The sequence below is a fragment of the Phenylobacterium sp. genome (assembly GCF_020253645.1).
Classification (GTDB): Bacteria; Pseudomonadota; Alphaproteobacteria; order Caulobacterales; family Caulobacteraceae; genus Phenylobacterium.
Genome location: NZ_JADCBG010000037.1, coordinates 27,208 through 52,913 on the forward strand (window position 1 = coordinate 27,208; position 25,706 = coordinate 52,913).

Sequence of the window (25,706 nt, forward strand, 5' to 3'; positions counted from 1 at the left end):
CGATGACTCTGGCCCCCGGCGGGCGGATCGATACCGCCCGGCCCTTCATTCCCGTCCGGATCGCGGTCCTGACGGTCTCGGATACCCGAGACGAGGAAAGCGACACGTCCGGCCAGGTGCTGGCCGACCGCGTGACCGGCGCCGGCCATGTCCTGGCGGATCGCGCCATCGTCCGCGACGACGTGGACGAGATCCGGGCCCGTATCCTCGCCTGGGTGGACTCCGGGGAAGTTGACGCCGTGATCAGCACCGGCGGCACCGGGATCACAGGGCGAGACGTCACGCCGGAGGCGGTCGAACCGCTGTTCGACAAACGGATCGACGGTTTCTCGGTGGTCTTCCACCTTGTCAGCTACCAGTCGGTGGGCCTGTCCACCCTGCAGTCGAGGGCTACGGCGGGGATCGTCAACGGCGTCTTCGTCTTCTGTCTTCCCGGGTCGAACGGGGCGGTCAGGGACGGATGGGACAAGGTGATCAAGGCCCAGTTGGACAGTCGTCATGGCCCCTGCAACATGGTCGAGCTCATGCCGAGGCTTCTGGAGACGTGAAGGGTCTGACCCATATCGACGCACAGGGCCGCGCCCGCATGGTGGACGTCTCGGACAAGCCCGTGACGGACCGCGAGGCGGTCGCAGAAGGCTTTGTCCGTATGGCCCCCGAGACCCTGAAACTTGCGGTCTCGGGCCAGGGTCGCAAGGGCGACGTGAGGGCCGTGGCGGAGATCGCCGGGGTCATGGGCGCGAAGCGGACTTCGGACCTGATCCCCCTTTGTCATCCGCTGGATATCTCAAAGGCCGAGGTGGCGGTCGAGGTGGCCGGAGACAGGCTCAGGGTGTTGGCGCGAGTCCGCACCAGCGGTCGGACCGGGGTGGAGATGGAGGCGCTGACGGCGGTGAGCGTCGCCTGCCTGACCCTCTATGACATGCTCAAGGCCGCCGACCGCGGCATGGTGATCGAGGACATCCGGCTCCTCTTGAAGTCGGGCGGTCGCTCCGGAGACTGGGGTCGCGAATGAAGTTGATGAGCGTCGAGGCGGCCCGGACCGCCATGCTGGCCCCCATCCGGCGGCTGGGTCCCATAGACCTTCCCCTCACGGAGGCCCTCGGGCGTCTCCTTGCCGAGGATATCCGGGCGATCCGTGATCAGCCGCCCTTCACCAATTCGTCCATGGATGGCTGGGCGGTTCGCAGCGCAGATGGTCCAGGGCTTCGCCGCGTCGCCGGTGAGAGCGCGGCCGGGCGCGGATACGACGGCGGGCTGGGGCCAGGTGAGGCCGTGCGGATCTTTACCGGCGCGGCCATGCCACAGGGCGCCGACGCCGTGGTGATCCAGGAGGATGTGCAGCGAGAGGGCGACCAGATCCGCGTGCCGGACATCGCCGCCGGAGAGAACGTCCGCGAGAGGGGCCGTGACTTCCAGGCAGGCGCCCGCCTGCTGGCCGAGGGACTGCGTCTGGATCCCTGGCGGATTTCCCTTTGCGCCTCCGCTGGCCGCGACCGGGTGCGGGTGGTCCGTCCCCCCGAGGTCAGCATTGTTTCCACCGGCGAGGAGGTGGTCGAAGCGCCCACGGCGCCGGGACCCTGGCAGATCTTCGACTCCGGTTCGCCAGGTCTTGAGGCCATGTTGCGGTCCTGGGGGGCGGGCGTGCGGCGCGTCACCGGGGTCAGCGACCGTCGCGAGGCGGTGCGCGAGGCCATCGCCGGGGCTGGAGGCGACCTCGTGGTGACCCTCGGCGGCGCCTCCGTCGGTGATCATGATCTTGTCCGGTCCGTCGCCGCTGACCTTGGGCTGGACCTGCGGGTCGAAAGCGTTGCAGTCCGTCCCGGCAAACCGACCTTCTTCGGTCTCCTCGCTGACGGACGCCCGATGCTGAGCCTGCCCGGAAACCCGGCTTCGGCCTTTGTCTGCGCCGAACTCTTCCTGAGGCCGCTTGTCGCCGCCCTTGAGGGGCGGCCCTTTACCCCGGCCCTGCGCCGGGTCCGCCTGTTGACAGCCCTTCCGGCCAACGGCCCTCGCGAGCACTGGATGCGCGCCCGGCTGGTCTCCGAGTCGAAGCGCGAGGCCGTCGAGGCCTTCCCGGATCAGGACTCCTCACTTGTCCGGATCTTCTCGGAGGCCGACGCCCTGCTGCGCAGGCCCCCTGGCGCGTCTCCCGCCGCGGCCGGCGAAATCGTCGAGGTGCTGCCCCTCGTCAGGGGCTGACCGGCTACCGACCGGCCCGGTCCCCGCCGCCGAAGCGTTCGGCCATGATCTGGCCGATCACGGAGACCGCAACGGCCCAGGGCGCCTTGCCGCCAATGTCCAGGCCGATCGGCGCGTGTACGCGCGACAGGACCGCCTCGGATACGCCGGCGGCCCGCAGGGGCGCGAGGCGTTCATCGAGACGGCGGCGCGCGCCCAGAAGACCCACATAGCCGGCGTTCGAGGGCAGGGCGGCGGCCAGGGCCTCGCGGTCCAGTTCCAGATTGTGGCTGGCGATCGCCACAGCGGTCCAGGCGTCGGTCCCGATCGAGGCCAGGGCGGCGGCGGGAGCCTCCCGGCTGTAGGCCAGACCCGGAACAGGCGGCGGCGCCTCTGGCCCCTTGCCCCTGACCAGGGTGGTCTCGAAACCGGACTGGACTCCGAGTGTGGCGATGGCCAGGGCGGTCGGATCGGAGCCGAAGACCACCAGGCGCTGGGCCGGCTCGCATCGGCGCACGAAGGCGCCCTCCCAGGCCGCGATGGTTCCCGGCGCGCCGCACCCCCGCCGGCGGCCGTCGCTCGCCCACTCCGCCGGTCGGCGATTCGCCCAGGCCTCGAGAAGGTCGGCGAGCGCAGGATCGGTCGCCTCCACACGCTCGAGGAGGATCTCGATACGGGCGCCGCAAAGCAGGCGGATATCCGGCCAGGGACTTCCCTCCCCATAGACCAGGCGTCTGGGCTCGCCGTCATCCAGGCAGGCGTAGGCATGATCCGCGACATCGGATTCCACGCATCCGCCCGAGAAGTATCCCGCCACCGGATCAGGAGACGCATCGCCTGACCGGGTGAAGACCATCTGTGTACCCACCTGGCGCGGACCACCTCCCTCCACCGCCACCAGGGTGGCCAGAACCGAGGTCCGGCCAAGGCGCCGCGCCTCATCCAGGGCCGGACGGACATCGTCCGCGAATCCAAAGACCGGCCAGTCGGGAAGGGGTGTTCTCATCAGGGTCTTTTTTAACGACCCGTAAGGATTTCAGAAACCGCTTCTTTAGGCATTACGGCGAGGATGGCGCGTTGAGTCATCCAGGGCGCGCCTGAAGAAGTCATGTCTTCGCCAGTTTCCAAGCTTGGCCTCGCATCGGGGCAGTTCGCGTTCGATCGTGCGCCGGTTCGAGGCCGCACGGTTCAGGCCGAGGTCCGGGACATCTTCGATATCGCCGCGAAGGCGGGCGTGCGACTTCTGGATGTCGCCGGCCGATCGGTTCAGGCGGAGCGCGAGCTTGGCGCCCTTCTGGTGAGCCCGGACAGCTTTCGGGTCTGCATCTCGACGATCCGGCCCGACAGGGGACCAGACATCGTGGAGGCGGAAGCCCGCGCCTGCCTCGCCCGGCTGGGCGTTACCCAGGCCGACTGCATCCTCGTGCCCTCCGTCGCTGAGTTGCTGGGTCCCCACGGTGCGGCGCTCTGGGACCGGCTCAAGGCCCTCCGGGATGAGGGGCTGACGCGGAAGATCGGCGTGTCGGTCTTTGCGTCTGATGATCCCCTGGGAATCGCCCGGCGGTTCCGGCCGGACGTCGTCCAGGCGCCGGCGAGCCTCCTCGACCAGAGATTGATCAATGACGGCACCCTGGCCGCAATCGCCGGCCTGGGCATGGAAGTTCATCTGAGGTCGATCTTCCTGAATGGTCTGCTGCTTCTGCCGCCGGACCGGGCGCCCAGTCACCTGAGGGCCGCCGCCGCCCGCATTTCCCGCGCCCGGCGGATGATAGCGGAAGGTCGCTCGGATCCCCTGCAGGCGGCGCTTGGCTTCGCCCTCTCCCGCCCCGAGGCCTCGGCTGTCCTGGTCGGTGCAGCGTCCGCTGCGGAGTTCAATGCGATTGTCGCCGCCGCCGCGAGCCCGCCTCCTGACCTGGACTGGGACGACATGGCCATTGACGACCCCGAGGCCCTGGACCCGGGCGCCTGGGCGGCGGCCTGAGTTCGGCTTTCAGGCCCAGGCGGCGTAGGGGTCCGTGAACGGCCGCCCTAGGGCCTCCGCCACCGCAGGGTGGGTGACGCCCCCTTTCAGGAGATTCAGCCCGCGGGCGAGGTTCCGGTCGGTCTCCAGGGCTGCGAGCCCCTGGTCGGCCAGCTTGACGACGTAGGGGAGAGTGGCCGCGCCGAGGGCCTCCGACGCAGTCCGGGGGACGGCGCCCGGCATGTTCGCCACGCAGTAGTGGACCACCCCGTCGAGGACAAAGGTCGGCTCGTGGTGAGTGGTGGGCCGGCTGGTTTCGAAGCAGCCGCCCTGGTCGATGGCCACGTCGACGATGACCGAGCCGGGGCTCATCCGCGCGAGGTGCTCACGGCGCAGGAGTCGCGGGGCGGCGGCGCCCGGGGCAAGGACGGCGCCGATCACGACGTCGGCCGCAAGGATCTCGGCTTCAACCGCGTCGAGGCTGGCGTAGCGGGTGCGGACCCGGCCGCCGAAGAGTTCGTCGAGGGTGCGAAGGCGGGGCGCCGAGCGTTCGACCAGGGTAACCTGCGCGCCCAGGCCAACCGCCATCCGAGCCGCGTTCGTTCCCACCATGCCGCCTCCCAGGATGGTCACCCGCGCCGGAGGCGATCCAGCCGCACCGGGGAGGAGAAGCCCCATTCCGCCATTGTGTTTCTGCAGGTGGTGGGCGGCCGCGAGCACCGAAAGCCGTCCTGCGATTTCCGACATTGGAGCCAGCAGGGGAAGGCCGCCCCCGGGGTCGGTCACGGTCTCATAGGCGATGGCTGCACAGCCGGATCGCGCCAGCCCCTCAGCCTGGGCCGGGTCTGGCGCAAGGTGCAGATAGGTGAACAGGATCTGCCCCTCCCCAAGGCGCTCCCACTCGGCTTTCTGGGGTTCCTTGACCTTCACGATCATGTCCGCGCCGGCGAAGGTCGCGCCGGCGTCCGGGGCGAGGGTGGCGCCGGCCTCCAGATAGGCGGCGTCCGTAAACCCTGAGCCTGCGCCGGCGCCGCTCTGGACCAGGACCGGATGGCCCCGAGAGGTCAGCTCCCGCACCGCCGACGGAATCAGGCCGACTCGATGCTCGTCAGGCTTGATCTCCTTTGGCACCCCGATCCTCATGGTCACGCTCCTTCTGGAAGGCCCCGTTCAACTGGGGCGTGAGGACAGCACGCAGTCCGCCAGACCGTCGCGGCGAACCGTTCCCGCCGCGGCGCCGATTCGGCCTGACCGCCGTTTGACATATGGGCCCGGCTTCGCCGCCCGCCACTTCAGGGGGCTTGGCAGGATAGCCGCCAGTCGGGCGGCCTGGGCGGGGGTAAGGCGATCTGCTCCGACGCCGAAGTTGCGCCGGGCGGCCGCTTCGGCGCCGTAGACGCCCGGTCCCCACTCGATGGTGTTCAGATAGACCTCGAGAATCCGGCGCTTGCCCCAGCCAAGCTCGATCAGGACCGTGAAGCCCGCCTCCAGGCCCTTTCGGAGATAGGATCTCTGCGGCCAGAGGAAAACGTTCTTGGCCGTCTGCTGGCTGATCGTGGAGCCGCCGCGAAGGCGGTCGGATGTTTCATTGTGCTCCCAGGCGGCTTGGATGGCCTCGAGTTCGAATCCCCGGTGAGTGCAGAATCCGGCGTCCTCGGCTGCGATGACGGAACGGATGAGGGCGGGCGACATCTCGTCCAGGGGACGCCAGGTTCTGGAGAACCCCTTTCCCTCCAATGACCTCTGGATCATCAGGATCGTCACTGGCGGCGGCGCGAACCGGTAGATGGCGACCATTGCGACCGGCGCGCCCACGAGAAGGATCAGGGCCCAGACAAGCGCCTTGCGCAGCCAGCCCCCCTTGCCCCTTCGTGTCCCCGTGCGCGACGTCATCGGTTCAGGATAGGCCATGACGGCGGCCAGGCAAACGCGCTGACAAGCCCGCCGCCGGGGTGCTAGTCAGGCAGGGTCGCAGGGATGGGCCCCGGCAGGAGGGGAAGAGTGTCATGAAGGTCAGCGAAGCCGTCGATCGCCGGATTTCGATCCGCGCCTTCCGTCCCGAGTGTCCGCCGGAGTCCCTCGTGCGCAGTATCCTTGAGGCTGCGGCGAGGGCGCCTTCTGGCGGGAATCTGCAACCTTGGAAGGTCTACGCCCTGGCCGGCGCACCTCTTGCGGAGCTCAAGGCGCGGGCTGCCGCCAATCCCATGGGCGAGCCTCCGGAATACGATGTCTATCCGCCGAACCTCTGGGATCCGTTCCGTACCCGGCGGTTCCAGAATGGCGAGGACCTCTACGCCACCCTTGGCATTCCCCGGGATGACAAGGCGGCTCGGCTCCGGCAGCTGGCGATGAACACCGAGCTTTTCGGCGCGCCTGTCGGCCTGTTCTTCTGCCTCGACCGCAAGCTTGGCCCGCCACAGTGGTCGGATGTCGGCATGTACATGCAGACTGTCATGCTGCTGGCGGTAGAGCGGGGCCTGGACACCTGCGCCCAGGAATACTGGGCGCGCTATCCCAAGACGGTGTCCGATCTCCTTGGCCTGCCCGACGATCACATGCTGTTTTCAGGCATGGCCCTGGGCTGGCGCGATGACGCCGCCCCGATCAACACCCTGCGCACCGCACGGGACCCCTTCGAGGTCTGGGGCGAGCTGCGCGGATTCGAGGGCTAGACTTCGAAGACCCCGGCGGCGCCGGCCTCGTCTCCCCATGCCAGGCGACGGGCCCTGCGGCTGAAGGAGAGCGCCGAAACGGCCTCTCCCTTCTCCGCCCTTCGCATGTCGATCTTCTGTCCGGAGAGGTCGCAGGTCCAGACCCGGCCATCCTCCAGCCCGGCGGCCACCAGGCGCGAATCGGGGTCCCCCGCCACCCGGGCGACGAGGACGCTCTCGTCATAACCGACCTCCGCCGCCTGTTTCCCGAGCGGACCCGCCGGTCCGGAAAACGGCCAGACGACCACGCCGTTCGCACCGGAAGTGGCCAGCATCTGGCCCTTGGACAGGAAGGCCAGGCTCTTCACCTTGGCCGGGTAGCCGCCCATCTTGAGGTTCTTGTCGTCCGCGACCCGCCAGCCATGCAGGGCGTTTTCCTGCATGGCGCTCATCAGGAACTTGCCGTCTGGGCTCCAGGCGAGGGCGATGTGGCTGCCGGCCCACTTGAGGACCTCGGGCTTCTGTTCGGCGATGCGGGCGTACCAGAGCCAGGCGCCTCCGTAAGTGGCCGCGGCCAGGCGACGACCCCGCGGATCGAAGGCAAGGTCCGTCACCGAGCGCTCGTGAACGAAGGTACGCTGAAACTGCGGGTCTGCGGCGTCGCGGACGTGCACCTCCCGGCCAGTGGCCCAGGCGAACAGGCCGGACTGCGAACTGGCGGCCAGGGCGTCGATCCAGCGCCCGCGCATCTGCTCCAGGACGACGGGACCCGACGCCCGGGTCCAGACGACCGCGCCGTCGTCTCCGCCGGTCAGAATCCCCTGACCCGTGGGATGAGGAGCGGCGCAGAGGACGGCCCCGTCGTGGGCCTGATGGACGCCGCCGTCCTCCGTCCGGAGCGTTCCATCGCCGAGGGCGAACCAGGCGCGGTCCTCGGAATCGAAGAGGACTGCTGTAACGAAGGCGTCAAAATCAAAGGTCATGGGACATCAATAGCCCCGGCGGACCGCCGAGGGGAGGGGGCGCGTCGGGTTGGGGCTTTACAATCCCGGTCTGATTGGCGATGGGTTTCGCAACACAGCCGGTCGCCGAAAGGCGACCCGAAGGGAAGGATCGTTTCATGGGTGCGAAGCTTGGCGGCGGTGGCAGCGGGCGCTTCGATCTCGGCCAGAATAGCGAAATCAACGTCACGCCCTTCGTGGATGTGATGCTTGTGCTTCTGATCATCTTCATGGTGTCTATTCCGGCCGCCACAGTGTCCATCAAGCTCGACCTGCCCCCCGCCGTCCCACCGCCTCCGGGCGCCAAGGTCGAGGAGCCGACCGTCATCAATATCCAGGACGGGGGCGTCTTCATTGGCGAGGACGCCACCACGATCGAGCGGCTCGCCACGGATCTGGCCCGCATCCTGGATAAGCCTGATCCGACCCAGGAGCGGGTGTATATCCGCGCCAACCGCGACGTCCGCTATGGCGAGTTCATGCGCGTCATGAACACCCTGCAGGGCAATGGCTACTTCCAGGTCGCGCTGATCAACGAAGAGCTCTGATCCCAGAGGATCGGTAGGCTGAAGGGCCCGCCCGGGGGACCGGGCGGGCCTTTTCCCGTTATGGCGGAGACAAGGGCGCGCGGGTCAGGCCGCGCAGGCCTCGAAGCCGGACTTCAGGGCGTCTCCGTCCAGGTTGCGGCCGATGAAGACCAGCCTGGAGACCCGCGGCTCGTCCTCGCGCCAGGGCCTCTGGAGGTCTCCCTCCAGGATCATGTGGACGGCCTGGAACACAAGTCGTCGGTCCTCGCCGGCCACGCTGATGATTCCCTTGGCGCGAAGGATGTCCGGGCCCTGGGTCTGCAGGACATCGTTGATCCAGGCGCTGACCCGCGCACCGTTCATCGGCCGGTCGAGGGTGAGCGAGACGCTGGAGATGCCGGCATCGGCAGCGTGGTCGTGCGCGTGGCCGTGATCATGGTGGTGGTCATGTCCGTGATCATGGCCATGATGGTCGCAGGACTCGTCGTGGACGTGGCCAGGTTCACCATGGGCCGGGTTCAGGAACTCCGGCTGAAGCTCGGAGATCCGTTCCAGGTCGAAGCCGCCCCGGCCAAGGATCATCTCCAGGGGTACGTTCGACCTCTGCGCCCGATGGATGGGGGCGAGGGGGTTCAGCCGACGGATCCGGGCCTCGATGTCACGCAGCTGGGCCTCGGTGACCAGGTCGGTCTTGTTGAGGATGATCTGGTCGGCGAATGCAATCTGCTCGACCGCCTCCTTCGAGTCGCCGAGCCTCAGGGGCAGGTGCAGGGCGTCGACCACCGTGGTGACGCTGTCCAGCTCGGTGCGCGCCCGCACGTCGTCATCCACGAAGAAGGTCTGGGCCACCGGTCCGGGATCCGCAAGGCCCGTGGTTTCCACAATGATGGCGTCAAATCCGCCCTTGCGCTTCATGAGGCCAGAGAGCACCCGGATCAGGTCGCCGCGTACGGTGCAGCAGACACAGCCATTGTTCATCTCGAAGACTTCCTCGTCGGCGCCGACGATCAGGTCGTTATCGATTCCGACCTCTCCGAACTCGTTCACGATGACCGCGTAGCGGCGGCCGTGATCCTCCGAGAGAATACGGTTCAGGAGGGTGGTCTTTCCGGCCCCGAGGTAGCCGGTCAGGACGGTGACGGGTGTCTTCTGGCTCATGCCCTTCCCTCTAGAGCGCGTTTCGGAGGAGTGGAACCCGGTTTTGCGACCGGGTCGACCCAAGTCCTTGATGTAGGACCTGATTTTCTCTTCCTCGGTCCCGAGCGCCGGCTCGGTGCGCCCGGGGCCACCCGACCCCGTCGGCTTGGCGCAGCGCCTGTGGCCATGGTACGGAGTCACACGGCAGCGGGCCCGCCGCGCCCCGGAAGGCCTGCTGCGTGTCTGCTCCCGCTCCTGACGCCGAAGTCTCCCCCGCTGCGGCGGGCGCTGCGCGGAATGAAAGGCGGACCTGGGCGGCCGCCCTGCTGGTGGCCGTCGCCTCAGGGACCCAGGTGGCGGCCGGCCTGGCCTATGGTTCGGTCGCACTGGTCGCCAACGGCGCGCACTCGGGGGCCCATGTGGCGGCCCTCGCGGTGGCCGGCGCCGCATACTGGTTGGCGCGTCGCAACCGGACGAATCCGCGCTTCGCGCATGGGGCGGGACGGATCGGCGATCTCGCCGCCTTCGCCAATGCGGTGCTTCTCGCGCTCGCGGCGCTGGGTCTGGCCGTCGAGGGCCTTTCAAGGCTCATTGCGCCGGAGAGCCCCGACTACCCCGCCGCCCTGTATGCCGCCGTCGGCGGGCTTGTCCTGAATCTGGCCTGCATGGCCCTGTTGAAGCCGACGATGGAGGATCTGCGTGATCCGTCCGGCGACATCAATCTCTCAGCCGCCCACCTCCACGTCACCGCCGACGCCGCTGTTGCGGCGTTCACCTTGGCGGGCCTGGCCGCCGCCTGGCGTCTGGGCTGGGTCTGGGCGGATCCCGTGATGGCCCTGGTCGGCGCGGCGCTCATCGCCCACTTCGCCGGCTCGATCCTGCGCCGCGCCGGGGCGGCGCTCCTCGACATGCGGCAGACTCCCGCTCTCGAGGCCGAGGTCGCCCTTCGCCTGAGGGCTGCGGGCCTTGCCCCGGTGGTGGTGCGAGCCTGGCGCACCGGGCCTGGCCTCAGCGCTGTGACCGTACGCCTTGAGGCGCCGCCGCCTGAGGCGCCGGAGGCGGTACTGCGGGCTCTGGCCGATCTGCCCGGCGTAAGCCGGGTCAGCCTGGATCTGATCTGACCTCTTCGGCTTGACGACCGGCCCCGGATCAGGCCTGAAACGCCCATGTCCGATTTCCGGTCCGGTCCCATTCTGCCGCCCGCACCTCGCCCTCCAGGCCTCCTCTGGCGCCTGGCGGCGGTCCTCTGGGTGGCGGCGGACGTCCTCTGGCTGGCTCCGGCCTATGTCCTTCATGGCCTGCGGTCTGCGCCCTCCGCTCTCCGCAGGCTGGGCGAGCACGCCGCGGACCTGAGCGTTTCAGCGCTTTTGCTCGTTTTTCGGAGGCCCTTCGCCACGGCGGCCCTGGCCCTTTTCGTGACGACAGGTCCCATTGCCGCCGCCGTCGCGGCGCCGATCTTCCTCCGGCTTGATGACGGCCCTGAAGCCGCCCGCTCGACAAATGGAGCCGTTGAGCCGGGGGCGCCCCCTGTGCGCCGGGATCAGGACCTCGCCTCCCGACCGACGCCTCCCGCTCCACCCGAACTGGTCTCCCGTCTCGCTGAACTGGACCCTGGCTTCCGCCGCCCTGTCGGGGTGGCCGTCATGGACGTGGATAGCGGCTGGCTGGCCGCAGCCCATGGAGACCGCGCCTTTCCCCAGCAAAGCGTCTCCAAGCTCTGGGTGGCGATGACCATCCTTGACCAGGTCGACTCCGGCCGGCTGTCCCTGGATCAGCGCGTGGTTCTGACCGACGCCGACCGCAGCGTCTTCAACCAGCCGGTCTCTCACCTGATCGAGAATGGCGTTTACGAGACCACACTCAGGGATCTCCTCCGTCGCGCCCTCATCAAGTCCGACAACGCCGCCAACGACAAGCTCATGGCCCTCGCCGGAGGCCCCAGCGCCGTCCAGGCCTTCCTGACCTCCCGGGGCATGTCAGGGATTCGCCTGGCCGAGGACGAAAGGCGTCTGCAGTCGCGCATTGCCGGCCTCGAGTGGAGTCCTGAGCTGTCGGCCTACGGAGCCTTCGAGGCCGCTCGGTCGCGTCTTGACCCGGAGGTCCGGGCCGCTTCCCTGGACGCCTATGTGGAGCAGCCCTACGACGGCGCCACGCCCGCCGGCGTCGTCCGCGCCCTGGCGGCCCTGGCCCGTGGCGAAGTGCTCTCGGCCGCTTCAACCGAGTTCATGTTGCAGACCCTGGGCCGGGTGACCACCGGACCCATGCGCCTTCGGGGCGGCCTCTCGCCTGGCTGGCGCGCGGCGCACAAGACCGGCACGGGCCAGGATTTCCGCGGCGAGACCTTTGGCCTCAACGACGTCGGCCTGGTGACGGCCCCCGACGGCAGGATTTACGCCGTGGCGGTGCTGGCGCCTCAGGTGCCGAAGGGATCGCCCCAGCGTCTGCGGGTGTTTCAGCGGGTCTCCTCCACCTTGGTCGATCACTGGCGGGTGGAGGTGGCTTCCGCCGTCCGGAACGCCGACTCCCGGGGCGCCGACTGAGTGGCCGCGTTGACTCAGCCTGACCCGTCTGTATAAGAGCGCGCTTCCGTCCGCAGGCTGGCCCGCGGGCGCATCTGTTATTGATCTTTTTTCGGGACGCCAATCATGTACGCGGTGATCAGGACCGGCGGCAAGCAGTACCGGGTCGAGCCCGGAGACGTGCTGGTGGTCGAAAAGCTGGCCGGCGAGCCAGGGGCCGATGTGGCCTTCTCCGACGTGCTCATGCTCGGCGATGGCGCCGCGGTGACCGTGGGCGCCCCGGTTATCGACGGCGCTGCGGTCAACGCCACCCTGATCGAGACCCGCAAGGGCGAGAAGGTCCGGATCTTCAAGAAGATCCGTCGCCAGGGCTATCGCCGCACTCGCGGCCATCGCCAGCCGGAGACGGTCCTGCGCGTCACCTCCATCTCCGGCGCCGGCAAGACGGCGGCCTGGGACGGCGTGGTCGACCTGACCCCGAAGGCCCTGCTGGACGCCAAAGCCCGCAACCTGAAGGCCGTGGTCGCTTCCCTGGAAGCTGCGGCGCCTGTCGCCGCCCCGGCCAAGTCGCCCGCGAAGGCCAAGGCGCCCGCCAAGGCCAAGGCCGCGCCTGCGGAGGCCGCTGAGGCGGCTCCGGCTGAGAAGCCCGTCGCAAAGAAGGCTGCGCCGAAGAAGGCCGCGGCCAAGAAGACCGACGCCGAGTAAGCGTCGGAACCTAGTTTCAGGAGGCCCCCATGGCTCACAAGAAATCCGGCGGTTCCTCGCGCAACGGGCGCGACTCGGCGGGCCGCCGCCTCGGCGTCAAGAAGTTCGGTGGTGAAGCGGTCCTGGCCGGCAACATCATCGTGCGCCAGCGTGGCACCAAGTTCTTCCCGGGCGACAATGTCGGCATGGGCAAGGACCACACCCTCTTCGCGACCGCCCATGGCGCCGTGAAGTTCGTCACCAAGCGTGACGACCGCACCTACGTCTGCGTGGACAACGCGGCCGGCTGACGCGGACCTTCCCGAAGGTCCGCCTGCCTGGCGGACCGGAGGACCTCCCGAAGCGGGGAGCCCGGACGCCGGGCTCCCCGTTTTCGTTTTCAGGCCCCCGGCAGAGGGGCCGGGAGGTTCCCGCCATGCTTTCCGTCGACTTCCAGCCCGTCTTGGAGACGCCCCGCCTGCAGCTGCGGCCCCTGAGCCTGTCGGACGCCCCGCGGATCGCGGCCCTGTGCGCCGACTTCGAGGTGGCGCGCACCACGGCCCGCATTCCCCATCCCTACACTCTCGCGGACGCCGAGGCCTTTCTCGCCTCAGGCGAGACCCTGGATCCCGACCAGGAGGCCCGCTTCGCTCTGGATCACCCGGACGAGGGCCTGGTCGGCATCCTGTCCTTCTTCGGCGAGCCCGCCCCGGCGACGGAGATCGGCTACTGGCTCGGCCGGCCCTACTGGGGCGCCGGCCTGATGACCGAGGCGGTCAAGGCCGCCCTGGCCTGGGCGGTGCGGCACTGGGGCCGCACCCATGTCCGCGCCTGGCGGCTGGACGAGAATCCGGCGTCGGACGCGGTGCTGGTGAAGGCGGGTTTCCTCTACACCGGCGAGCGCCGTCAGACCTTCGTCACCTCCCGCGGCGAGGCCCTGCCCTCCCGCGGGATGATCTGGCTGGCCTGATTTTGCCGGCGGGACGTGCTAGGGCGAGGCCATGAAGTTCCTGGACCAGTGCAAGATCTACATCCGCTCGGGCAATGGCGGCGGCGGCGCCGTGTCCTTCCGGCGGGAGAAGTACATCGAGTACGGCGGCCCGGACGGCGGTGACGGCGGCCGGGGCGGGGACGTCTGGATCGAGGCGGTCGAGGGGCTGAACACCCTGATCGACTACCGCTACGCCCAGCACTTCAAGGCCGGCACTGGCGTCCACGGCATGGGCCGCAACCGCCACGGCGCGGCGGGTGAGGACATCGTGCTGAAGGTTCCTGTCGGCACGGAGGTCTTGGAGGAGGACCGCGAGACCCTGATCGTCGACCTGGACCATCCCGGCCAGCGCGTCCTGCTGGCCAAGGGCGGCAATGGCGGCTGGGGCAATGACCGCTTCAAGGGGCCCATCAACCAGGCCCCCTACCACGCCAACGCCGGCCAGGACGGCGAGGAGAAGTGGATCTGGCTGCGGCTCAAGCTGATCGCCGATGTGGGCCTGGCCGGCCTGCCCAACGCCGGCAAGTCCACCTTCCTGGCCGCGGCCAGCGCCGCCCGGCCCAAGATCGCCGACTATCCCTTCACCACCCTCGCTCCCAACCTTGGCATTGTGGACCTGTCTCCGGAAGAGCGGTTCGTCATGGCCGACATCCCAGGCCTGATCGAGGGGGCCTCGGAGGGCGCCGGGCTGGGAACCCGGTTCCTCGGCCATGTGGAGCGGACCGCCGTCCTGATCCACCTGGTGGACTGCACCCAGACCGACGTGGCCGAGGCCTGGCGCACGGTCCGGCATGAGCTGGAGGCCTATGGCGCCGGCCTGGCCGACAAGTCCGAGATCCTGGCCCTGTCCAAGGTCGACGCCCTCGATCCCGACACCCTCCAGATGCAGAAGGAGGCGCTGGAAGCCGCCGCCGGACGTCCCGTGGCCCTTGTCTCGGGCGTCTCGGGCGAGGGCGTGAAGGACCTCCTGCGGGAGGCCTGGCGGCAGGTCCTGGCGCGCCGCGCCGAGGCGAAGGCGGCGGGGGAGACCGCGGAAGACTGGCGGCCGTGAGCGGTCTCGCCTCCGCCCGCCGCGTCGTCGTCAAGATCGGCTCGGCCCTCGTCGTCGGCCCCGATGGCGCCCCGGACGGCGCCTGGCTTTCCGACTTCGCCGGCGACCTCGCCCGGCTGAGGGCGCGTGGCCAGCAGGTGCTGGTGGTGTCCTCCGGCGCCGTGGCCCTCGGCCGCCGGCGTCTCGGGATGAACCGCAAGACCCTGACCCTGCCGGAGAAGCAGGCCGCCGCCGCCGCTGGCCAGTCGGCCCTGATGCACGCCTGGGAGGCGGCGTTGGAGCCTCACGGCCTGCCGGTCGCCCAGGTCCTGCTCACCCGCGACGATACCGAGATCCGGCGGCGCTGGCTCAACGCCCGGGCCACCCTGGAGACCCTCCTCGACCTCGGGGTCGTGCCGGTGGTCAACGAGAACGACACCGTCGTCACCGAGGAGATCCGCTATGGCGACAACGACCGGCTGGCGGCCCGCGCCGCCCAGCTGATCGGCGCCGACCTCTTGGTCCTGCTCTCGGATGTCGACGGGCTCTATACGGCCGATCCAAGATCGGACCCGGCGGCCGAGCACGTGCCCTTGGTCACCGACCTCGACGCCGGGATCGAGGCCATGGCCGGCGGGGCCAACGCCATGGCGGGGGTCGGCACCGGCGGCATGGCGACCAAGATCATGGCCGCCCGGATCGCCCGCCAGGCGGGCTGCGCCACCCTCATCACCCTCGGCGGCCGGGCCTCGCCCCTCGCCGCCGTAGAGGCCGGGGCGCGTGCGACCCTGGTCACCGCCGCCGTCTCCCCGCACGCTGCGCGCAAGTCCTGGATCGGCGGCTCCCTGGCGCCCTCCGGCGTGATCCGGATCGACGCCGGTGCGGCCCGGGCCCTGCGTCGCGGCAAGAGCCTGCTGGCGGCGGGGGTCACGGCGGTCGAGGGCCGGTTCGGCAAGGGCGACGCCGTGGTGGTGCGTGACGATGCGGGTCAGGAAGTGGCCCGGGGCCTCAGCCGCTACGACTCCGACGACGCCGTGCGGATCTGCGGCCTCAGCTCTGCCGCCGTCGAGGCGACCCTCGGCTATTCCGAGGGGCCGGTCATCCACGCTGACGACCTGGCGGTCTCGGGGTGATCAGGGAATGGCGGTGATCTTCCGCGCTGCGAGGTCCGCCAGCCGGCCAGAGTCGACGCCCAGTCCCTCCAGGACCTCCCGGGTATGCGCACCGAGGGCCGGACCCGGCCAGCGCACGCCGCCCGGCGTCTCCGAGAGCCGGGGGAAGGCGTTCTGCATCTTCACCTTCCCGAAGACCGGGTGGTCCACCTCGACGATGGATTGCCGGGCGGCGAACTGGGGGTCCTCCAGCATGTCAGGGGCACGGAAGATCCGGCCGCAGGGCACGCCGTTGGCCTCCAGAAGGGCCAGGAGTTCGGGAAGCGGCCAGTTCCGCGTCCAGGCCGAGACGAGGGCGTCCAGCTCGGCCTGGTTCTCGCCCCGGGCGGCGTGGGTGGCGTAGCGCGGGTCGGCGGCCAGGTCCTCGCGGCCCATGGTGGCGGCCAGGCGGGCGAAGACCGCATCGCCGTTGCCGCCGATCAGCAGGCTCTCGCCATTGGCGCAGGGATAGACGTTGGACGGGGCGATGCCGGGCAGGATGGAGCCCGAGCGCTCGCGGACATAGCCGGTCAGGTCGTACTCGGTGACCAGGTTCTCCATCACTGACAGGACGCTCTCGTAGAGGGCCACGTCGATCATCTGGCCGCGTCCGGTGCGCTCGCGGTGGTGCAGGGCCATCATGACGCCGATGACGGCGTGCAGGGCGGTGAGACTGTCGCCGATCGAGATGCCCGCCCGGGCCGGCGGCCGGTCGGGCTCGCCGGTCACGTACCGCAGGCCGCCCATGGCCTCGCCGATCAGGCCGTAGCCGGCCCGCTCCGAATAGGGCCCGGTCTGGCCAAAGCCCGATACCCGGGCCATCACCAGCCGGGGATTGCGGGCGGCGAGGGCCTCGTAGCCCATGCCCCACTTCTCCATGGCGCCGGGGCGAAAGTTCTCAATCAGCACGTCGGCCTGATCGATCAGGGCCAGGGCCAGCTCACGGCCTTCAGGCTGGCGCAGGTCCAGGGCCACCGAGCGCTTGTTTCGCCCGATGACCGGCCACCAGGGCGACAGGCCCTTGGGCAACGACCGGCCCCACTGGCGCATGGGATCGCCCTTGCCCGGGTCCTCGATCTTGACCACGTCGGCGCCGAAGTCGCCAAGCACCTGGCCGCAGAAGGGTCCGGCGATCAGGGTGCCCATCTCCACGACCCTAAGGTCTGACAGGGGCCCCTTGGGGGAATTCTCGGTCATCGCGCGCTCCAAGTCGGGGCGTGAGACCTAGGCCGCAGCGCCAGCCAGGTGTCAATCCGTAGCGCCTGCAGGGTTTTCCTCTCCGGCGGGCAGGCGTAAGCCAGCATGATGAACCGACTTGCACATCCCGCCCCGCTCCCTGTCCTGATCCCGATTGCAGGGTCTGACGCCGTCTTTCCCGTGCGCAGGGTGCTCTGCGTCGGACGCAATTACGCCGCTCACCGGCGGGAGATGGGCGGTGATGACCGCGACCCGCCCTTCTTCTTTTCCAAGCCGACCGACGCCCTTGTTCCCCCTGGAGGACAGGTTCCCTTTCCCTCAGCGACGCAGAACCTTCACCATGAGATCGAACTCGTCGTCGCCCTGAAGTCGGGAGGTTCCGACATCCCGGTCGGGCGGGCTCTTGAGGCCGTCTTCGGCTACGCCGTCGGCGTCGACCTGACCCGCCGGGACCTGCAGGCCCTGGCCAAGGAGAAGGGCCAGCCCTGGGAGGCCGCCAAGGGCTTCGACGCCTCTGGCCCCGTCTCGGCGATCCGGCCCTGGTCGGAGGCCCCGCCCCAGGGCGCCATCCGCCTCTCCGTCAACGGCGCGGTCCGTCAGGACGCTGTCGTGGCGGACATGATCTGGGACGTCGCCGAGATCATTTCCGAGGCCTCCCGCCTTTGGACGCTGAAGCCTGGCGACCTGATCTTCACGGGGACGCCGGAAGGAGTCGGTGCTCTCCAGCGCGGCGACCGAATCGAGAGCGAGGTCGAGGGCGTCGGCTCTCTGTCCTTTCAGCTGGAGTGACCATCTTGACCCTCACCCTCTACAACTTCTGGGCCGCCACGGCGCCCTACCGAGTCCGGATCGGCCTCGCCCTGAAGGGGCTGGAGTTCGACACCGTCCCCGTCGACCTGCGGGCTGGCGACCAGCATGGCGAGACTTATCGCTCCCGAAATCCGCAGGGCCTGGCGCCGGCCCTCGAGACGGGAGGCGGGGAGCTCCTGACCCAGAGCCTGGCCATCTTGGAATGGCTGGAGGAGACCTACCCCGAGCCCGCGCTCCTGCCGGCCGATCCCCTTGGACGGGCGCACGTGCGCGCCATGGCGAACATCGTGGCCTGCGACATTCATCCGCTGAACAACGTCCGCGTCCAAAGGGCCCTGGAGGGCCTGGGCGTCTCACGCGATGACGTCACGGCCTGGTGCGCCCGCTGGGTGGGCGACGGGTTCGACGCCCTTGAGATTCTGGTCAACCGGCATGGCGGGGGGTTCGCCTTTGGCGCGACGCCGACCTTCGCCGACTGTCTCGTGATCCCGCAGGTCTACGCCGCTGCGCGCTACGACCTCGACATGTCACGCTGGCCGGCCCTCAAGGCGGTCGCCGAGCATGCCGCCGGTCATCCAGCTTTCGAGGCCGCCCATCCCCGGAACCAGCCGGGAGCCCCGAAGTCCTGAATGCTGGAGGATCTTAAGGCCAATAACCGCAGGTGGGCCGCCGCCAAGCTGTCCGTCGATCCCGGCTTCTTCCAGCGCCTAGCGGGCCAGCAGAGCCCGGAGTATCTGTGGATCGGCTGCGCCGACAGCCGGGTGCCGGCAAACGAGATCGTCGGACTCGACCCCGGAGAGCTCTTCGTGCACCGGAATGTCGCCAACCTCGCCCCGCCCCAGGACGCCAACTACCTGTCCGTCCTGCAGTTCGCCGTCGATGTCCTCAAGGTCCGCCATGTCATGGTCGTAGGTCACTACGGCTGCCACGGAATTGCGGCTGCGGTCGACGGAAAGCGGCGGGGCCTGGTCGACCACTGGCTTCACCCGATCCGCGAGACCTACGCCGAGAACCGGGGTGAACTTGAGGCCCTCGAAACTGGCCCGCGTCTGGACCGGCTCTGCGAGCTGAACGTGATCCGCCAGGTGCGGAATGTCGCCTCCGACGTCTTCGTCCAGGAGGCCTGGGCGCGCGGCCAGGCGGTCAGCGTCCATGGCTGGATCTACGCCATCCACGACGGCCTTCTGACGGACCTTTCGGTGACGGTGTCGGACGCCGCCGGGCTGGAGGCCCTGCAGCCCGCCTTCAGGCCAGCTTGATCTCCCTCAGCCTCTGCTGGAGGAAGGCGTCGGCGGTGATCGGTTCGGGGAAGGCGTCAGGCCGCTCCGGTGTGATGCAGCCGGGCAGGGTGTGGACCTCGAAGTCCGGCCGGAAGTGCAGGAAGAAGGGCGTCGAGTAGCGCGACACGCCCCGCCGCTCCGGCGCCGGATTGACCACCCGGTGGATGGTCGAGGGCAGGACCCGGTTGCTCAGCCGCTCCAGCATGTCGCCGATGTTGCAGACCAGGGATCCCGCCGGCGGATTCACGGCGATCCAGCGGCCGTCATGGTCGAGGACCTCCAGCCCCGCCTCCTCGGCGCCGAGCAGCAGGGTGATGACGTTGATGTCCCCATGCGCCCCGGCCCGGATGTTCGGCCCGTCCGGCGAGACCGGAGGATAATGCAGGAGGCGCAGGATGGAGTTGCCGTCCTGGACCGGGTCGTCAAACCAGTGGCGGTCAAGGCCCAGGTAGACCGCCAGGGCCTGCAGCACCCTCAGGCCGAAGTCCTCCAGGGCTTGGAAGAGCCAGGACACCTCCTCGCGGAAGGCGGGGATCTCGGCGGGCCAGACATTGGGCGGCATGACCGCCGCGTAGGGGTGCCCGGCCGGAAGATCCCGGCCCACATGCCAGAACTCCTTCAGGTCGAAGTGCTGGGAGTCCTTGGCGGTCTCGACTCCGAAGGGGGTGTAACCGCGCTGACCCCCGACGCCGGTCACGTAGCGGCGCTTCACCTCCTCCGGCAGGGCGAAGAAGGCGCGGGAGGCTTCCAGCGCCCGGTCGATCCTGGGCAAGTCCAGGTCGTGGTGGGCGATGACGCAGAAACCGTACCGGACGAAGCTGTCGCCCAGGCGTCGGGAAAAGCCCTCGAAGTCAGCGGACCAGTCGTTGAAATCCACCGGCGGAAGGCCGGAAGGGGCGGGGCTCTGGCTCATACTCGCCTCCTACACCGGGGCGAGCCTCCGCGCCAATCCGGAGGCCCCCCAGGGCGTCCGGGACGTTTTCAAATGCTGCAATGCAGCGTAGGGTGATCCCATGGCGACCAAGATTCAATCCGATGCAGCCTCCGCCCTCTCCGGCCTGTTGTTTGACGGCATGACGGTCATGGCTGGTGGCTTCGGCCTCTGCGGCATTCCCGAAAACCTCATCCTGGCGATCCGGGAGTCCGGGGTGAAGGACCTGACCGTGGTCTCGAACAACTGCGGCGTCGACGGCTTCGGTCTCGGCCTGCTGCTCGAGAACGGCCAGATCCGCAAGATGATCAGCTCCTATGTGGGCGAGAACGAGCTCTTTGAGCGGCTCTACATCGAGGGCCGGCTGGAGGTGGAGTTCACCCCCCAGGGCACCCTGGCCGAGCGCATCCGCGCCGGCGGCGCCGGCATCCCGGCCTTCTACACCCGCACGGGCGTGGGCACGGTGGTGGCCGAGGGCAAGGAGACCCGCGAGTTCGATGGAGAGACCTACCTGATGGAGCGGGCGCTGAAGGCCGACATCTCCATCGTCAAGGCCTGGAAGGGCGACGCCGAGGGCAACCTGATCTACCGGAAGACCGCGCGGAACTTCAATCCGATGATGGCCACGGCCGGCCGGGTGTGCGTGGCCGAGGTCGAGCACCTCGTTCCGACCGGGACCCTCGACAAGGACATGATCCATACGCCGGGGGTCTACGTGCACCGCATCCTCCAGGGTCCGGCCTACGAGAAGCGCATCGAGCGCCTGACCACCCGTCCCCGCAGCGAGAAGGCGAGCGCCTGATGCCCTGGACCCGCGATGACATGACCGCCCGGGCGGCGCGCGAGCTGAAGGACGGCTTCTACGTCAACCTCGGCATAGGCATCCCGACCCTGGTGGCCAACCACATCCCGCCAGGCATGGAGGTCACCCTGCAGTCGGAAAACGGCATGCTGGGCATGGGCCCCTATCCCTTCGAGGGCGAGGAGGACCCGGACCTGGTCAACGCGGGCAAGATGACCATCAGCGAACTGGACTCCTCGTCCTATTTCAACAGCGCCGAGTCCTTCGCCATGATCCGCGGCGGGCATATCGACCTTTCGGTCCTCGGCGCCATGCAGGTGGCGGCCAATGGCGACCTGGCGAACTGGATGGTGCCCGGCAAGATGGTCAAGGGCATGGGCGGCGCCATGGACCTGGTGGCGGGCGTCAAGCGGGTCATCGTGGTCATGGAGCACTGCGAGAAGTCGGGTCGGTCCAAGCTGGTCCGCGAGTGCACCCTGCCCCTCACCGGCAAGGGCGTGGTCGACCTGCTGATCACCGACCTCGGCGTCTTCGAGATCAACCGGGGCCGCGGCGCCGTCAGGCTTGTGGAACTGGCCCCCGGCGTTACCCTTGAGGAGGTCCGGGCCCGGACCGAGGCGGCCTTCGTCACCGACCTCGTCTGATCGCGCCCGCCGCAATGGAGTTGCGCCCATGATGCGTGTCGTCCTGGCCCTGTGCCTGGCCCTGCTGGTGGGCGCCGCAGTCCCCGCCGCTTCCGCCCCGCCCAAGGGCTCGAACCTGAGGACCTCTGTCTTCGCGGGCGGCTGCTTCTGGTCCGCCGAGCACGACATGGAGGGCGTCCGCGGCGTGGTCGACGTGGTGGTCGGCTACTCGGGAGGGACGAAACGCAATCCCACCTACGAGAACCACGAGGGGCACCTGGAGGCCATCCGGGTGACCTGGGACCCGGCCCGAACGACCTACCCGGACCTGGTCGCCGCCTTCTTCCGGAACATCGATCCCACGGATCCCAACGGCCAGATCTGTGACATCGGCCCCAGCTACCGCACGGCGGTCTTTGTCGAGACCGACGCCGAGAAGCGCGTCGCGGAGCAGGTCAAGGCCGACGTCGCCCGCCAGATCCGCCGGCCGGTCGCCACCCGGATCCTGCCCCGTTCCACCTTCTGGGTGGGCGAGGGCTACCACCAGGACTACGCAGTCAAGAATCCCGGCCACTACAAGCGCTACAGGGTCGGCTGCGGCCGGGACGCCCGGATCCGGGCGGTCTGGGCCGGGCGCGGCTGAGGGGCGCCCGTTGCGCGGGCACACCGGGCTTGAAGCGTGGTGTTTTTGCAGCAGTCCGACCTGTGAATCCGACTGTTAAAAAACCGTCACCCAAATTGTGACATTCCGCGCTATAGGCACGCCCGACCGGTCGGGGCAGGCTGCAGGCCGGATTGATCCGATGGAGGGGTATCCATGATGTCCACGAGAATGCTCGCCCGCAGTACGGCGGTGGCCGCCCTGATGTGCGCCATGGCCGCTCCGGCCTTCGCCCAGGAAACCACCAGCGCCATCCGCGGCCGCATTACCGACGCCTCAGGCGCGTCCGTAGCCGGCGCCACAGTCACCATCACCCACGCGCCGACCGGCACTACGGTGACCACCCTCTCCGGCCCTGACGGCTTCTATACCGCCCGTGGCCTGCGCGTTGGCGGTCCCTACAAGATCGAGGCCACCTCTTCCGGCCGGACCGAGTCCTCGCAGGTCCAGTCGGTCGGTGTCGGCGCCCCGGTGACTGTAAACCTCGCCTTCGCCGCCGACGAGGTGGAGGAGGTGGTCATCACCGCCGCCCTGGCCAAGCGCGAGGAGAACGGCGGTCCGACCAGCAACTACGGTCTTGGCGACATCCAGGATCTGCCCAGCCTGAAGCGCGACCTCAAGGACGTGGCCCGGCTCAACCCCTTTGTGGTGCTGGACCCCTCCAACCTCGACGCCGTCTTCGCCGGCGGCGTATCCAACCGCTTCAATAGCCTGACTGTCGACGGCGTGAAGCAGAACGACGACTTCGGCCTGAACAATAACGGTTATCCCACGCAACGCAGCCCAATTTCGACGGACGCCGTCCAGGCCATGTCGGTGAACCTGGCGCCCTATTCTGTACTCTACAACGACTTTCAGGGCGCCAATATCAATGTGGTCACCAAGTCCGGTACCAACGACTTCAAAGGCACCTTTGTCTATGAGTATTCCGACCAGGATTACATCGGCGATAGGGCCAATGGCCAGAAGTTCGCTAACATCTTCGAGGAGACGTCCTGGGCCGCCACCCTGGGCGGGCCAATCATCAAGGACAAGCTCTTCTTCTTCCTGTCCTACGAGCAGTTCGACGCCGAGCGCGGCACGATCGCCGGCCCGGTGGGCTCCGGAAAGCCTGTGATCGCCGGCAACCCGAACGCCGCCATTCCCTTCATTACGCCGGCGCAGGTGACCCAGGTCCAAGATATTCTCAAGAATGTCTACGGCTACGGCGTCGACTCCGGGAGCTCAATCCTCAACAATCTGGCCCTACCGGAAGAGGACACCAAGAGGCTCGTCAAGCTGGACTGGAACATCACCGATAACCACAGGCTGGCCTTCACCTGGCAGTCCACCGAGGGTACCCGGCTGATCGAGGGCAACCGGTCGTCCTCGACCCAACTGGCCCTGTACTCGAACTACTACACCAAGGGCGACGATCTGACTGTCTACACCGCCCAGCTGAATTCGGGGTGGACCGACAACTTCCGTACCGAACTGACCGTCACCCAGAAGGAAGTGGTAACCCTGCAGGTCCCGGTCGGCGGTGTCTCTGGAAACGCCTCCGGAAATGGCGACGAGGCGGCCGAGTTCGGCCAGTTCTCCATCGGCGCCAACCCTGCGGTCTCTGGCACGGCGACCCGGATTCTGGCCGGTCCGGACAACTCGCGCCACGCCAACGAGCTTGAGAACACCGTCAGGACCTACCGCGCCCGCGCCTTCTACGACCTGGGCGACCACGAGTTCGCCGCCGGCGTCGAGAAGGAGAACCTCGAAGTCTACAACCTCTTCGCCCAGCGCACGGAAGGCGAGTTCACCTTCAACAGCGTGGCCGACCTCCAGAACCGGGTCCTTAACCAGCTCGTCTATCAGAACGCCATTGTCGATGCGAACGGCGACGGTGTGCGTAACGAGAAGGACCTGGCGGCCCAGTTCGACTACGACACCTGGAACTTCTACGCGCAGGACACCCTGCGCGTCACCGAGGACCTGACGGTCACGGCGGGCTTCCGATATACCCGGCTGAACCAGAGCGACAAGCCGCTCGCCAACCCCTACTTCCTCAGCCGCTATGGCTTCTCGAACTCGGAGAACCTGGACGGCAAGTCGGTCTTGATGCCGCGCGTTAGCTTTGACTGGCGACCGGATTATGAAGCCAATTTCGGGGCGGTGGGCGTCAGTGGCCTGCGGGTCACCGGCGGCTTCGGCCTCTTTTCTGGCGGCGCCGCCACCGTCTGGGTGTCGAACAGCTTCTCGAACACCGGCGTCCTCGGCGCCAGCGTCTCGTGCCTGCGCAACGCCACCAGCTCGGCCTGCGGCCTGGCCGCGGGCACCAATGACAACGCCATCCTGTCCCAGGTCACCAGCTTCGCGGACCTTCCGACGGCGCTCGAGGCTCTGCTGGATCCGACCAGGCCCTCGATCGTCAACATCCAGCGCTCGGCTGGCGCCAACGGGATCGACCCGAGCTTTGAGCCGATCCAGACTTGGAAGAGCAGCCTGACCTTTACCGGCGACCTCAATCTCGGTTGGCTGGGTGACGACTACGAGTTCTCGGTGGACTACCTGCGCGGCGACGTCCGCAAGGGTATCCTCTGGAAGGATTATCGCGGCGGCCTCTCGCCGGTCGCCTTTGCCCCCGACGGCCGGCCGATCTACCGCCGGAACGCAGAGCGTGGTCTGTTCGTCACCGGCGTGGCCTCGTCCGACACCGGCAGCGACCTGATCCTCACCAACACCGATCAGGGCTTCCAGCAGGCCTGGGCCTTCAGCCTCTCCAAGTCCTGGGACTCCGGTTTTGACGGCAGTTTCAGCTACACCCTGACGGACGCCAAGGACGTGAACCCGGGCACGAGCTCTGTGGCCTTCTCCAACTGGGCCAACTTGGCGACGGCGGATGTCAATAACCCCGGCCTGGCGACCTCGAACTACGAGATCAAGCACTCGTACAAGCTGCGTCTGTCCTGGACCAAGGAGTTCTGGGACGACAACAAGACCAACGTCTCCCTCTTCATGGAGCACCGGTCGGGCCTGCCCTACAGCTTTGTTTACAACATCTCCAGTTCGGCCTCGATGTCGACCTTCGGCGACGGCGCCTCGAACCGGCAGTTGTTCTACGTGCCTAAGGTGGACAGCTCGGGCAACGTGACCCTGACCAGCGACCCGATCGTCACTTATGCGACGGGCTTCAACATGGCGGCCTTCAACGAGTATCTGAAGGGCGTGGGCCTGACCGACCATGCGGGCAGAATCTCGCCCAGGAACGGCTTCCGTTCGGATGATGTGACCCGCTTCGACCTGCGCCTGAGCCAGGAACTGCCAGCCTTTGTGCCGAACGGCGCCAAGCTCAAGCTCTTCGCGGACTTCATTAACATCGGAAACATGATCAACGACGAGTGGGGCATCCTTGAGCAGGTAGACTTCCCTTACGTCGCACCCATCGTCGGCGTAGCCCTTGCGGGCGGTAAGTACACCTATTCGAACTTCCAGCCGGCGGTGAAGACCCTTTCCAACTCGGACGCGCCGAACCGTTCGCTCTGGCAGGTCAAGTTCGGCGTCAAGTACTCCTTCTGATCCCAGCCGGGTTCAGTGGAA

At 68.2% G+C, this 25,706-nt stretch carries 27 protein-coding genes; 20 read left to right on the forward strand and 7 right to left on the reverse strand.

All coding sequences use genetic code 11. The annotated features are described in order from the left end of the window. Nucleotides 1-2: 2 nt before the first annotated feature. Genes moaB through glp form a run of 3 tightly spaced genes read left to right on the forward strand, consistent with a single transcriptional unit; the run spans nucleotide 3 to nucleotide 2,202 of the window. The gene (moaB, locus tag INE98_RS02950) at nucleotides 3-548 is read left to right on the forward strand and encodes a molybdenum cofactor biosynthesis protein B (protein WP_293536532.1); all 546 of its coding nucleotides are present in this window, start codon (nucleotides 3-5) and stop codon (nucleotides 546-548) included. Beyond that, on the forward strand, nucleotides 545-1,015 hold the full coding sequence (gene moaC / locus INE98_RS02955) for a cyclic pyranopterin monophosphate synthase MoaC (RefSeq protein ID WP_293536433.1): 471 nt from the start codon (nucleotides 545-547) through the stop codon (nucleotides 1,013-1,015). The genes moaB and moaC overlap by 4 nt, the downstream gene beginning before the upstream one ends. Then, entirely contained in the window at nucleotides 1,012-2,202 is a 1,191-nt protein-coding gene (glp, locus tag INE98_RS02960) for a gephyrin-like molybdotransferase Glp (protein ID WP_293536435.1), read from the forward strand. The genes moaC and glp overlap by 4 nt, the downstream gene beginning before the upstream one ends. A gap of 4 nt (nucleotides 2,203-2,206) precedes the next feature. Here glp and INE98_RS02965 read toward each other — a convergent pair whose 3' ends face one another. Next, nucleotides 2,207-3,187: an XdhC family protein gene (locus INE98_RS02965; RefSeq protein WP_293536436.1), complete on the reverse strand. Its 981-nt coding sequence runs from the start codon at nucleotides 3,185-3,187 to the stop codon at nucleotides 2,207-2,209. A gap of 102 nt (nucleotides 3,188-3,289) precedes the next feature. On the opposite strand from INE98_RS02965, the gene INE98_RS02970 reads away from it, so the two are divergent. Beyond that, complete coding sequence (locus INE98_RS02970; RefSeq protein WP_293536438.1) at nucleotides 3,290-4,162, forward strand: aldo/keto reductase; 873 nt, start codon at nucleotides 3,290-3,292, stop codon at nucleotides 4,160-4,162. 9 nt (nucleotides 4,163-4,171) lie between these two features. Here the strand turns inward: INE98_RS02970 and ald are convergent, their stop codons facing one another. After that, the gene (ald, locus tag INE98_RS02975; protein ID WP_293536440.1) at nucleotides 4,172-5,284 is read right to left on the reverse strand and encodes an alanine dehydrogenase; all 1,113 of its coding nucleotides are present in this window, start codon (nucleotides 5,282-5,284) and stop codon (nucleotides 4,172-4,174) included. A 27-nt stretch (nucleotides 5,285-5,311) separates the two neighbouring features. Next, complete coding sequence (mtgA, locus tag INE98_RS02980; protein ID WP_293536441.1) at nucleotides 5,312-6,052, reverse strand: monofunctional biosynthetic peptidoglycan transglycosylase; 741 nt, start codon at nucleotides 6,050-6,052, stop codon at nucleotides 5,312-5,314. 95 nt (nucleotides 6,053-6,147) lie between these two features. Here mtgA and INE98_RS02985 point away from each other — a divergent pair, with 95 nt between their 5' ends. Then, nucleotides 6,148-6,813: a nitroreductase gene (locus INE98_RS02985; protein WP_293536443.1), complete on the forward strand. Its 666-nt coding sequence runs from the start codon at nucleotides 6,148-6,150 to the stop codon at nucleotides 6,811-6,813. Here INE98_RS02985 and INE98_RS02990 read toward each other — a convergent pair. Beyond that, the gene (locus INE98_RS02990; RefSeq protein WP_293536444.1) at nucleotides 6,810-7,775 is read right to left on the reverse strand and encodes a WD40 repeat domain-containing protein; all 966 of its coding nucleotides are present in this window, start codon (nucleotides 7,773-7,775) and stop codon (nucleotides 6,810-6,812) included. The genes INE98_RS02985 and INE98_RS02990 overlap by 4 nt on opposite strands. 137 nt (nucleotides 7,776-7,912) lie before the next feature. Here INE98_RS02990 and INE98_RS02995 point away from each other — a divergent pair, with 137 nt between their 5' ends. Continuing rightward, nucleotides 7,913-8,341, forward strand: coding sequence for a biopolymer transporter ExbD (locus INE98_RS02995; RefSeq protein ID WP_293536446.1), 429 nt, complete (start codon nucleotides 7,913-7,915; stop codon nucleotides 8,339-8,341). Between the two features lie 84 nt (nucleotides 8,342-8,425). On the opposite strand, the gene INE98_RS03000 is transcribed toward INE98_RS02995, so the two are convergent. Beyond that, a complete protein-coding gene (locus INE98_RS03000; protein ID WP_293536447.1) occupies nucleotides 8,426-9,478 on the reverse strand; it encodes a GTP-binding protein in 1,053 nt (350 codons plus the stop codon). Between the two features lie 218 nt (nucleotides 9,479-9,696). Between INE98_RS03000 and INE98_RS03005 the strand changes: the two genes are divergently transcribed. The 7 genes from INE98_RS03005 (at nucleotide 9,697) to proB (ending at nucleotide 15,814) form a co-directional block, all read left to right on the forward strand. After that, nucleotides 9,697-10,578 carry a cation diffusion facilitator family transporter gene (locus INE98_RS03005; RefSeq protein WP_293536449.1) on the forward strand — a complete coding sequence of 294 codons (882 nt, stop codon included), beginning with the start codon at nucleotides 9,697-9,699 and terminating at the stop codon, nucleotides 10,576-10,578. Between the two features lie 45 nt (nucleotides 10,579-10,623). Then, a complete protein-coding gene (locus tag INE98_RS03010; protein ID WP_293536451.1) occupies nucleotides 10,624-11,997 on the forward strand; it encodes a serine hydrolase in 1,374 nt (457 codons plus the stop codon). Nucleotides 11,998-12,102: 105 nt separating this feature from the next. Continuing rightward, on the forward strand, nucleotides 12,103-12,681 hold the full coding sequence (gene rplU / locus INE98_RS03015; protein WP_293536453.1) for a 50S ribosomal protein L21: 579 nt from the start codon (nucleotides 12,103-12,105) through the stop codon (nucleotides 12,679-12,681). Nucleotides 12,682-12,710: 29 nt separating this feature from the next. Then, on the forward strand, nucleotides 12,711-12,971 hold the full coding sequence (gene rpmA, locus INE98_RS03020) for a 50S ribosomal protein L27 (RefSeq protein ID WP_293511971.1): 261 nt from the start codon (nucleotides 12,711-12,713) through the stop codon (nucleotides 12,969-12,971). 125 nt (nucleotides 12,972-13,096) lie between these two features. Then, on the forward strand, nucleotides 13,097-13,630 hold the full coding sequence (locus tag INE98_RS03025) for a GNAT family N-acetyltransferase (RefSeq protein WP_293536455.1): 534 nt from the start codon (nucleotides 13,097-13,099) through the stop codon (nucleotides 13,628-13,630). 31 nt (nucleotides 13,631-13,661) lie between these two features. After that, nucleotides 13,662-14,702, forward strand: a complete 1,041-nt coding sequence (gene obgE / locus INE98_RS03030; protein ID WP_293536456.1) for a GTPase ObgE — start codon at nucleotides 13,662-13,664, stop codon at nucleotides 14,700-14,702. Then, entirely contained in the window at nucleotides 14,690-15,814 is a 1,125-nt protein-coding gene (gene proB, locus INE98_RS03035) for a glutamate 5-kinase (RefSeq protein WP_293536534.1), read from the forward strand. Before obgE ends, proB begins: the two co-directional genes overlap by 13 nt. Here the strand turns inward: proB and INE98_RS03040 are convergent, their stop codons facing one another. After that, nucleotides 15,815-17,029, reverse strand: a complete 1,215-nt coding sequence (locus INE98_RS03040; protein WP_293536458.1) for a CoA transferase — start codon at nucleotides 17,027-17,029, stop codon at nucleotides 15,815-15,817. Between the two features lie 105 nt (nucleotides 17,030-17,134). On the opposite strand from INE98_RS03040, the gene INE98_RS03045 reads away from it, so the two are divergent. Genes INE98_RS03045 through INE98_RS03055 form a run of 3 tightly spaced genes read left to right on the forward strand, consistent with a single transcriptional unit; the run spans nucleotide 17,135 to nucleotide 19,098 of the window. Continuing rightward, entirely contained in the window at nucleotides 17,135-17,818 is a 684-nt protein-coding gene (locus tag INE98_RS03045) for a fumarylacetoacetate hydrolase family protein (RefSeq protein ID WP_293536460.1), read from the forward strand. A 5-nt stretch (nucleotides 17,819-17,823) separates the two neighbouring features. After that, nucleotides 17,824-18,468, forward strand: coding sequence for a maleylacetoacetate isomerase (gene maiA, locus INE98_RS03050; protein ID WP_293536462.1), 645 nt, complete (start codon nucleotides 17,824-17,826; stop codon nucleotides 18,466-18,468). Beyond that, the gene (locus INE98_RS03055) at nucleotides 18,469-19,098 is read left to right on the forward strand and encodes a carbonic anhydrase (protein ID WP_293536464.1); all 630 of its coding nucleotides are present in this window, start codon (nucleotides 18,469-18,471) and stop codon (nucleotides 19,096-19,098) included. Here the strand turns inward: INE98_RS03055 and INE98_RS03060 are convergent. Continuing rightward, a complete protein-coding gene (locus INE98_RS03060; protein WP_293536465.1) occupies nucleotides 19,085-20,032 on the reverse strand; it encodes a 2-oxoglutarate and iron-dependent oxygenase domain-containing protein in 948 nt (315 codons plus the stop codon). The genes INE98_RS03055 and INE98_RS03060 overlap by 14 nt on opposite strands. Before the next feature lie 100 nt (nucleotides 20,033-20,132). On the opposite strand from INE98_RS03060, the gene INE98_RS03065 reads away from it, so the two are divergent. The 4 genes from INE98_RS03065 (at nucleotide 20,133) to INE98_RS03080 (ending at nucleotide 25,685) form a co-directional block, all read left to right on the forward strand. Next, entirely contained in the window at nucleotides 20,133-20,852 is a 720-nt protein-coding gene (locus tag INE98_RS03065) for a CoA transferase subunit A (protein ID WP_293536467.1), read from the forward strand. Beyond that, nucleotides 20,852-21,496 (forward strand): CoA transferase subunit B, encoded by a 645-nt coding sequence (locus INE98_RS03070; RefSeq protein WP_293536469.1) that lies wholly within the window; start codon nucleotides 20,852-20,854, stop codon nucleotides 21,494-21,496. Before INE98_RS03065 ends, INE98_RS03070 begins: the two co-directional genes overlap by 1 nt. Before the next feature lie 28 nt (nucleotides 21,497-21,524). Then, nucleotides 21,525-22,118 carry a peptide-methionine (S)-S-oxide reductase MsrA gene (msrA, locus tag INE98_RS03075; protein WP_293536471.1) on the forward strand — a complete coding sequence of 198 codons (594 nt, stop codon included), beginning with the start codon at nucleotides 21,525-21,527 and terminating at the stop codon, nucleotides 22,116-22,118. A gap of 174 nt (nucleotides 22,119-22,292) precedes the next feature. Further along, nucleotides 22,293-25,685, forward strand: coding sequence for a TonB-dependent receptor (locus tag INE98_RS03080; protein ID WP_293536472.1), 3,393 nt, complete (start codon nucleotides 22,293-22,295; stop codon nucleotides 25,683-25,685). Nucleotides 25,686-25,706: the final 21 nt, after the last annotated feature.

Coding starts and splice junctions, on each gene's coding strand:
- INE98_RS03055 (WP_293536464.1), top strand. CDS start 18,469: ATGCTGGAGGATCTTAAGGCCAATAACCGCAGGTGGGCCGCCGCCAAG.
- mtgA (WP_293536441.1), bottom strand. CDS start 6,052: ATGGCCTATCCTGAACCGATGACGTCGCGCACGGGGACACGAAGGGGC.
- rplU (WP_293536453.1), top strand. CDS start 12,103: ATGTACGCGGTGATCAGGACCGGCGGCAAGCAGTACCGGGTCGAGCCC.
- INE98_RS02965 (WP_293536436.1), bottom strand. CDS start 3,187: ATGAGAACACCCCTTCCCGACTGGCCGGTCTTTGGATTCGCGGACGAT.
- INE98_RS03060 (WP_293536465.1), bottom strand. CDS start 20,032: ATGAGCCAGAGCCCCGCCCCTTCCGGCCTTCCGCCGGTGGATTTCAAC.
- INE98_RS03040 (WP_293536458.1), bottom strand. CDS start 17,029: ATGACCGAGAATTCCCCCAAGGGGCCCCTGTCAGACCTTAGGGTCGTG.
- msrA (WP_293536471.1), top strand. CDS start 21,525: ATGATGCGTGTCGTCCTGGCCCTGTGCCTGGCCCTGCTGGTGGGCGCC.
- INE98_RS03065 (WP_293536467.1), top strand. CDS start 20,133: ATGGCGACCAAGATTCAATCCGATGCAGCCTCCGCCCTCTCCGGCCTG.
- INE98_RS03025 (WP_293536455.1), top strand. CDS start 13,097: ATGCTTTCCGTCGACTTCCAGCCCGTCTTGGAGACGCCCCGCCTGCAG.
- INE98_RS02995 (WP_293536446.1), top strand. CDS start 7,913: ATGGGTGCGAAGCTTGGCGGCGGTGGCAGCGGGCGCTTCGATCTCGGC.
- ald (WP_293536440.1), bottom strand. CDS start 5,284: ATGAGGATCGGGGTGCCAAAGGAGATCAAGCCTGACGAGCATCGAGTC.
- glp (WP_293536435.1), top strand. CDS start 1,012: ATGAAGTTGATGAGCGTCGAGGCGGCCCGGACCGCCATGCTGGCCCCC.
- INE98_RS02970 (WP_293536438.1), top strand. CDS start 3,290: ATGTCTTCGCCAGTTTCCAAGCTTGGCCTCGCATCGGGGCAGTTCGCG.
- INE98_RS03000 (WP_293536447.1), bottom strand. CDS start 9,478: ATGAGCCAGAAGACACCCGTCACCGTCCTGACCGGCTACCTCGGGGCC.
- INE98_RS03080 (WP_293536472.1), top strand. CDS start 22,293: ATGATGTCCACGAGAATGCTCGCCCGCAGTACGGCGGTGGCCGCCCTG.
- obgE (WP_293536456.1), top strand. CDS start 13,662: ATGAAGTTCCTGGACCAGTGCAAGATCTACATCCGCTCGGGCAATGGC.
- INE98_RS03010 (WP_293536451.1), top strand. CDS start 10,624: ATGTCCGATTTCCGGTCCGGTCCCATTCTGCCGCCCGCACCTCGCCCT.
- moaB (WP_293536532.1), top strand. CDS start 3: ATGACTCTGGCCCCCGGCGGGCGGATCGATACCGCCCGGCCCTTCATT.
- rpmA (WP_293511971.1), top strand. CDS start 12,711: ATGGCTCACAAGAAATCCGGCGGTTCCTCGCGCAACGGGCGCGACTCG.
- INE98_RS03070 (WP_293536469.1), top strand. CDS start 20,852: ATGCCCTGGACCCGCGATGACATGACCGCCCGGGCGGCGCGCGAGCTG.
- INE98_RS03045 (WP_293536460.1), top strand. CDS start 17,135: ATGATGAACCGACTTGCACATCCCGCCCCGCTCCCTGTCCTGATCCCG.
- INE98_RS02985 (WP_293536443.1), top strand. CDS start 6,148: ATGAAGGTCAGCGAAGCCGTCGATCGCCGGATTTCGATCCGCGCCTTC.
- INE98_RS02990 (WP_293536444.1), bottom strand. CDS start 7,775: ATGACCTTTGATTTTGACGCCTTCGTTACAGCAGTCCTCTTCGATTCC.